The sequence below is a fragment of the Arthrobacter sp. JUb115 genome (genome assembly GCF_004365035.1).
GTDB lineage: Bacteria > Actinomycetota > Actinomycetes > Actinomycetales > Micrococcaceae > Glutamicibacter.
Window position 1 is genome coordinate 1 of record NZ_SOBS01000020.1, and the last position, 6,252, is coordinate 6,252.

At 52.6% G+C, this 6,252-nt stretch carries 5 protein-coding genes and 3 tRNA genes; 2 read left to right on the top strand and 6 right to left on the bottom strand.

Going from position 1 to position 6,252, the window contains the following annotated elements:
* The coding region (locus EDF61_RS18975; protein WP_208294308.1) for a hypothetical protein at positions 1-299 on the top strand (299 nt) is incomplete at its 5' end.
* Between the two features lie 105 nt (positions 300-404).
* Here the strand turns inward: EDF61_RS18975 and EDF61_RS18525 are convergent.
* Positions 405-920, bottom strand: a complete 516-nt coding sequence (locus tag EDF61_RS18525) for a GtrA family protein (protein WP_133835108.1) — start codon at positions 918-920, stop codon at positions 405-407.
* A 129-nt stretch (positions 921-1,049) separates the two neighbouring features.
* Between EDF61_RS18525 and EDF61_RS18530 the strand changes: the two genes are divergently transcribed.
* Entirely contained in the window at positions 1,050-1,421 is a 372-nt protein-coding gene (locus EDF61_RS18530) for a hypothetical protein (RefSeq protein WP_286172354.1), read from the top strand.
* A gap of 58 nt (positions 1,422-1,479) precedes the next feature.
* On the opposite strand, the gene EDF61_RS18535 is transcribed toward EDF61_RS18530, so the two are convergent.
* From EDF61_RS18535 to EDF61_RS18555, 5 genes are all read right to left on the bottom strand, one after another.
* Positions 1,480-1,555 (bottom strand) — tRNA-Glu (locus EDF61_RS18535).
* Positions 1,556-1,603: 48 nt separating this feature from the next.
* Positions 1,604-1,675, bottom strand: a tRNA-Gln gene (locus EDF61_RS18540).
* Between the two features lie 286 nt (positions 1,676-1,961).
* A tRNA-Pro gene (locus EDF61_RS18545) sits at positions 1,962-2,035 on the bottom strand.
* A 109-nt stretch (positions 2,036-2,144) separates the two neighbouring features.
* Entirely contained in the window at positions 2,145-3,521 is a 1,377-nt protein-coding gene (locus EDF61_RS18550) for an FAD-binding oxidoreductase (RefSeq protein WP_133835109.1), read from the bottom strand.
* Between the two features lie 176 nt (positions 3,522-3,697).
* The gene (locus EDF61_RS18555) at positions 3,698-5,122 is read right to left on the bottom strand and encodes an amino acid permease (RefSeq protein WP_133835110.1); all 1,425 of its coding nucleotides are present in this window, start codon (positions 5,120-5,122) and stop codon (positions 3,698-3,700) included.
* Between the last annotated feature and the right edge of the window lie 1,130 nt (positions 5,123-6,252).

Here is a 6,252-nt window from a genome sequence, read left to right on the forward strand (position 1 = left end):
TTATGTATTCACCAAATAAAAATATTCGGTATCAACAAACTTGGCACACTATTGAGTTCTCAAACAACAAACACTCTCGACACCACAACCACCAAACCATCGATGACTGCTTCGCTCCGGAGCAACTTTTCCAACTTACCAGAGTTCCTGATCCGATCAAAATCGGCGGAAAACCTTCAGTGAAAAGTGATTGGCTGCCGGGTAAACAAACGGTAGATTCCGTGTTGTTTCCGTTCCGGCAACAGATAAAAACTATACACAGGTTTTCAGGGCTCCGCAAATCGGCAGGGCACTTTTGACAGTGATCGTGGTTACACTGTGGTGGCATAATCCGCGGGCGTACTCTGACGCCCTGACAGTTGAACAAATCTGCAGCGGAATCGCGACTGCTTTGCTCCTGCGGTTTACAGGATCTCTGTACGTTTATGGAGCGTATCCAGGAAGACGAACTTCTTCATTGCCCACCATCGGAAGATCATCCCAAGTAACGTCCCGATAATTGGTCCGGCGATAAAGTCGGCGATCTCCTGGACGATAAAAGAAACGTGTGGTTCCGTGATTCCAAAGATCCAACGGGATAGATAAACCGGCGCCGCAGTAATTCCAATAGCTACCGTAGACATGCCGACGAATTTGATGAACTGAATACGTTTGAGGCCGTGGGCGACATCCCCAAAGGTAAACCGTCTCGAGAGGTAGTAGGAAACTACCGTGGCCGCTGCATTAGCGATAAGAAAAGCTGAAGTTGGATGCGCCCCCAGAATCGTGAACTTCAATCCGTAATTCACTGCCAAGGTCAGGAGGAAGCAGAATCCTCCTATGCCCAGGAAGTACAGAGCTCTCTTTCGTTCCCGATACTGTTTTGGGCGCGATGGATCCCGTGCGCCTTCATCGCTAAATGCTTTGGCTCTGCCACTCATGGATCAAGCATAGACATCCCAGGATCGGCGAATAGAAAATTGAAACTTAATCAGGGCGGTTCTTAGTTATCCATATGGGTCACCTTGCACAGCATGCTCAGATTGAAGCTCATGAGCTTCCAGCGATGTATGAGTCGGACATTTTCGTGGCAGCGTCCAATGGCCAGGATGGGGGCAATGAGTTGTTATGCCCTGCGGCTCAACGGGCTCAACGGGCTCAACGGGCTCAACGGGCTCAACGGGCTCAACGGGCTCAACGGGCTCAACGGGCTCAACGGGCTCAACGGGCTCAACGGGCTCAACGGGCTCAACGGGCTCAACGGGCTCAACGGGCTCAACGGGCTCAACGGGCTCAACGGGCTCAACGGGCTCAACGGGCTCAACGGGCTCAACGGGCAGTTTCCCCTCACCCGCGCTAGACCTGCAACTCTGCGCCGTTACATTACTGACGGATTACCCTGCTTAAGGAGGTATCAGCGGAAGCCGCTGTCGGTTCCGTAGAATCCTCGGTTTTTGGGCATAAAAAAATCGCGAAACATAAGTTTCGCGATTTTTGCTTTGGTGACCCCAACGGGATTCGAACCCGTGTTGCCGCCGTGAGAGGGCGGAGTACTAGGCCGCTATACGATGGGGCCGTATGCTGAAGATTAATCTTCAGCTCACCAAATCTCTTTGGTGAAGCGCTGGGATACCAGGACTCGAACCTAGAATGACGGAACCAGAAACCGTTGTGTTGCCAATTACACCATATCCCAATGTGACTTGGTATTCATTTGCTTCAGCAGCCGAAGCTGATCTGCGCTGAACGCCTTAGCACGAGATATAACTATACCTAAAAAATTCACGGATCGCACATCCTGGGGCAATATCCTCGAGTGATCTGCAGCTCGTTTATTGAAATGCCTGTAACAGACCTGAGCTTCGCTACACGTCAGCCGATAAATTGCCGCCGAAGGAGGCAGGTCCACTTGACCTGTCACTGCGTGCTGAGACGACTGCTTAATGCAAAAGAGGGAACCGAAGTTCCCCCTTAGCTGTGTGTCGGGATAACAGGATTCGAACCTGCGACCTCGTCGTCCCGAACGACGCGCGCTACCAAGCTGCGCTATATCCCGTGGTTACAACCATTTCACTATACACCCTGCAGAATTCTCATCAATGCCCGGCATAGCTACTCTTTTCTTTGCCGCCAAGTCCTTAGCCGGGCCTCGCAGCTTAAGACCATTAGATAGCTTTCCCAGGATTCAAGATATTCAACGGGTCCAAAAGGTTCTTGATCTGCTGTTGGAGTTCGATCACTTCTGTTGCTTGTTCCCATTGCAACCAATCTTTTTTGATCAGCCCGACACCGTGTTCGCCAGTAATTGTGCCGCCCAGTTCCAGTGCAATACGTACGGAGCTTTCAACTGCACGGTCAAGCCTCGCTAGTGGCTCGTTGCCGTCTTCCGGTTCTACAGAAAACGTCGGATGCAGATTGCCATCCCCTACATGCGAAATCATCCGCATGTTTACGTTTTCGTCCCGCGCAGCCCGTTGAACGCGGTGCACGTATTCAAGCATCTTGCTTTTCGGAATCGCGACATCCTCTCCAGTCCGGTAAGCATCGTCTTTAGTATCACCCCGGCTGGTTCGGCGCATTTCGATCAGTTGCGTAGCACTCGGATCTGCCGAATCGCTTAGCTGGGCATTGCGTTCTGCGAAAACACTGCGGAGAGCGGCTTCTTCACGCTCGGCGCCATAGCCATCCAGTCGAGCCAAGAGCATGGCACCGCCGAGACCTGCGTAATTCGTCGAGTACTGTTCATCAAGAATGAGCAGAGTCGAATGATCAATGAGTTCCAAAATGGCAGGCTGAATTCTGGCTTTGGCAATCAGTTGAACGCCCTCGACTGCTTCCTCCAGGCTGGGGAACAATAGAGCTATGTCTCGCTCGTCTACCGGGAGATAGCGCAATCGGAGAACTGCGCGAACGACAACGCCCAGCGTGCCCTCGGACCCTGTGAAAAGTGCGGCGAGATCATACCCTGCTACACCCTTAAACGTATTCTTGCCAACGCGGATTAGTCGGCCGTCAGCCAATACGACGTCTAGGGAGAGCACTGCTTCTCGAGTCACGCCATACTTCGCGCACCGCAGGCCTCCCGCGTTGGTTGCGATGTTGCCGCCAATCGTAGACATCTTGTAGCTAGCAGGATCCGGGGCGTACATGAGGCCGAATTCGGAAACGGCTTCGTTCAGCTGATGATTGATGACGCCAGGTTCAACCACAGCGACCTCATCTTCCGGGCGGATCTCTAGGATTCTATTCATCTTGCTCAAGTTCAAGACGACGGCATCACCTAGTACGTGCACACCACCAGAAACACCTGTGCCGGCACCGCGGCTAATGACCGGTACCCTGTATTCGCTAGCCAAGCGTAGAACGTGTTGTACATCCGCTACGGAACTGGCGAAAACCACGGCCAGCGGTTCAATGGGATCCCCCGACAACTGCCCGAAGTCTCTAGAGTTTTCTCGAAGCAGCGGGCCCGCTGTTTCAATGGCATTCTCTGGTAATGCCGCGCTGAGGGCATCTAGAAATCCGGCATGGGAAGCGGCCATCTTTATCTCCACGGATCGTTGCGTGCAAGTATTTACCTGAGACTACGGCTTTTGAAGGTCTTTGCCGAACTTGATGACTTGGCAATTTACTAGTAGCTCGGTTCAACACTGCGTTTGCACCCTCATGGCCAGCCAGTCCGGGGCCGGCATACGTCATTGCCCTATTATTTATCGGGCTAAGACCGTTCAGCTGCTGCATTTTCTTTCGATTGCGCTGCTTGGATTTCTGCTGGAAGAGCTTTTCCCCTGACGAATAGTCGATAACAGACGCCCAGGATTGCCACCCAGATTAGACCGGTAATGAGTGCACTACGCGTATCAGGAATAATGCCGATTAAGATGATCACGAAGATCATGAAGGCCAGCGCCAAGTAGCTACCCACTGGCCAAAGCGGAACTGGGAATGCAGAAGGTTCAAGATTATCTCTGTCTATCCGGTGCTTCATCCGAATATGAGAGATCAGGATCATCGACCAAACAACGACGGTGGCGAAAGTAGCCAATGCAGCAATGAGGAAGAAGATCTCATCTTCGAACCAGATGTTCAGCACTACACCAATAAGCAATGCGCCGATCATCGATAGTGAAGTCACCCATGGGACCCCGTTAGCCGTGGTCTTCGTGAATACCTGTGGTGCCTGGCCTTGTTTGGCCATACCGTGAATCATGCGTCCCGCGCCTAAGATGTCTGCGTTGATTGCTGAGAGTGCCGCAGTGATGACGATGAAGTTCAGGACATTTGCTGCTGACGAGAAGCCGATGCTGGAGAAGATCGAAACGAATGGACTTTCACTACCATCAATCGTGTTCCACGGCTGAATGCACATGATGACACCGAGCGTGAGTACGTAGAACAGCAAGATGCGCACTGGCACAGAGTTAATTGCCTGCGGAATGACTTTACGCGGGTTTTGCGCTTCACCAGCGGTAATGCCGATCACTTCGGTGCCGCCGAAGGCAAACATGACAATGGTCAGGGAAGCGAGAATGCCCCAGACACCATGCGGCATGAAGCCGTCGCCAGCAAAGAGATTGGATAGACCTGCAGCTCCTTCGCTTTGGTTGCCCAACCCGAAGACGATTACGAGAACGCCACCAGCGATCATTGCCATGATAGCGACGACCTTGATCAAGGAGAACCAAAATTCCAGTTCGCCGAAGACTTTGACCGAGAGCAGGTTCACGGCGGCAATGAAGAAAACAACTGCCAGGATCCAGATCCATCGTTCGACGTTGGGAAACCAGAAACCCATATATACGCCAAAAGCCGTCACGTCAGCCAGGGCCACCACAAACATTTCAAACGTGTAGGTCCACCCGGTTGCAAAGCCAGCAAAGCGTCCAACGAATTCAGTGGCATAGCTTCCGAATGAGCCGGAGGTCGGATTGCGGACTGCCATTTCTCCCAACGCACGCATCACCATGAACACCACTGCCCCACCGAGTATGTATGCCAACAGCACCGCTGGCCCAGCCATTTGAATGGCGCTTGCGGAACCATAGAACAAGCCTGTGCCAATAGCAGACCCTAGAGCGATAAACCTGATGTGCCGTGTGCTTAAACCACGTTTCAAGTTTTGACTTGTCTGGCTAGTACGCATGCTGCTCCTCCGATATTCCTAACTGCATCAGAGGTTTGCCGCTCACTTTTCATGGTGTGCTTCAACCCCGACATCCATGTAATCGCAGTCACACGCATCTTGGAGTGGGGAAAAAGACAAGATAGTCCGGTACCTCAGACTCTTGGTGAAAAGAAGCTGAGATACCGGACGGCAATTCTTCCAACGGGTATCTCGGGACAGCGTGATGGGCATTCTGGAATTTCGACCACTCGCGAGCTGTCGATAGAAGTACACATCCCGGCATGCAACGCAGTCAGATACTCGTGAATCCAATTGAAGGATCATGCTGCGCGATCCTCACCAACGACCTTGAGAATGCTTAAATGTGCTTGCGCAATCCCTCGATATCGAGGCAGGATTCCGATACGGCTGGCTTCAACGTGCTGCACGTCAGTGGTCAGCAGCCACGCCCGCCTGTGTCCGTCATGTTGTCCACCAGAAGTCAAAGCATCTACTGTCCGTAAGCGTCCGCGTCTTCAGAAACATGACACCGGTGCCTTCAGGCGGTGGATGACAGTATCTATTGCTTTCAAGGCTTTCCAAGACGAGGTCCACAATGACGTTCATTGGCCTGACCCGGTGAATTCTCGCAGTCTTGGTTCCCTTGGTCGGTCGAATCCCCTTACGCCGAGACCTATGGTTGCCAGTTGCTCTCACCATTGCACGCCGGCAGGTGAATGTGGTGCAACTGCGGGAATCGTCTTCCGAAACGGAGCTGTCGCCTTGGTGCCTGAAACTCAAATTACGCAGTCGACCAGCTGGCATTTTTAGTCGATACCCGTCAGGGAACAAATATGGCTCAGCAAGGCTGGCTGGGCCGACAACCTGATCTTCAATTTGGATAAGAACTCCAGTGAATAATTCTCGGGTAACCTGGCCCTCGTCATCCGGTGCAAGCAACTGAGCTCGCCGGCAACCTTGGCCAACACAAATACCCTGGACGCACTGGTCGTTAAAGCAGGAGGGGAGGAGGAACCAAGCAGCACCAGCTGCCCAATTCCCCCTCCCCTTCCCGTTAAACAGGTGAGGCCCCGGCACCAAACGGTACCAGGGCCTCAAACCATCTACTCAAGTTAAGTCCGGCGGTGACCTACTCTCCCACACCCTCA